An 852-nucleotide genomic window follows, 5' to 3' on the forward strand; every position below is an offset into this window, starting at 1 on the left:
GTGTGTGTCTCCCTATACCACCGCCGGCATCGGCGAGCCGTAATTGTAAACGGTGCCGGGGAAGAGGTGCAGTGCGCCGTTCGCGTGGCAGGCGGCCATGACATTCTGCGCCATCGGCAGGCACTTGCCCCAGTCGGTGTAGATCGGGTTGAGGCCGTTGAAGACGATATCGACACCTTGCGTGGCGCGGATGAGGGCCTCGCGGTCGAGAGCGTCACCGGCAACGGCCGTGGCGCCCTTGAGTTCGGCCGGTACCTTGCCGTTGCGGGTGACGGTGCGGACCTCGTAGCCCGCGTCGATGAAGGCCTTGGCGACCACGCGGCCGAGCCGGCCACCGGCACCGAGAATTGCGATCTTGGTCATTGGAAGCACTCCTGGTTGGGATTTAGGTGGTCGGTCGGGCGATCGGTACCAGCGACAGCGCGATCGGGATCAGCGACAAGCGCGATCGGGATCAGCGGCTGCCGAAGAGGTCGCGGTTGCTGCCCTGTGTGACCGGCTTCCGGATGGCCGCATCGGGGTTGTGAATCGAAGCGGTGGTCGTGTCGTCGGTGCTGGTGGCGGCCGGCTGGCTGGCGTCGTTCGAACCAAACTTGTCGCTGCCGGCAAAAGCGGCGCTGACGGAAATGAGGATAGCGGCGGTGGTGAGAGCGATCTTGGTCATCTGAGTTCTCCTGGTAGGTGTTTGCAGTCCGTGTTGGTGTCTGCAGCTGGAATATGGGCGCTTCGAATACGAATGGAAATTGACTAAAGGTGGCGTTCTGATATTCATAAATGAATGGCAGAAATCGACTGGAACCTGATCAAGAGCTTTGTCACCGTGGCGGAATCCGGCAGCCTGTCGGCTGCCGG

General features: G+C 61.9%; 2 protein-coding genes and 1 pseudogene. 1 reads left to right on the forward strand and 2 read right to left on the reverse strand.

Annotated features, from left to right (window positions below; translation table 11 throughout):
* Positions 1 to 15: 15 nt before the first annotated feature.
* Together EN884_RS37365 and EN884_RS37370 are read right to left on the reverse strand one after the other, a co-directional pair.
* Positions 16 to 363 (reverse strand): annotated as a pseudogene (locus tag EN884_RS37365) (NAD(P)H-binding protein); the annotation flags it as partial.
* A gap of 91 nt (positions 364 to 454) precedes the next feature.
* Positions 455 to 664 (reverse strand): DUF680 domain-containing protein, encoded by a 210-nt coding sequence (locus EN884_RS37370; RefSeq protein ID WP_063169177.1) that lies wholly within the window; start codon positions 662 to 664, stop codon positions 455 to 457.
* A 114-nt stretch (positions 665 to 778) separates the two neighbouring features.
* On the opposite strand from EN884_RS37370, the gene EN884_RS40010 reads away from it, so the two are divergent.
* Positions 779 to 852, forward strand: a 74-nt coding sequence (locus EN884_RS40010) for a LysR family transcriptional regulator (RefSeq protein WP_164895483.1), incomplete at its 3' end; no start/stop codon positions are given.

Source organism: Mesorhizobium sp. M7A.F.Ca.AU.001.01.1.1 (genome assembly GCF_004022735.1).
GTDB lineage: Bacteria > Pseudomonadota > Alphaproteobacteria > Rhizobiales > Rhizobiaceae > Mesorhizobium > Mesorhizobium ciceri.

Bases quoted from the DNA above. Each gene is read 5' to 3' on its own strand.
- EN884_RS37370 (WP_063169177.1), bottom strand. From the start codon at position 664: ATGACCAAGATCGCTCTCACCACCGCCGCTATCCTCATTTCCGTCAGC.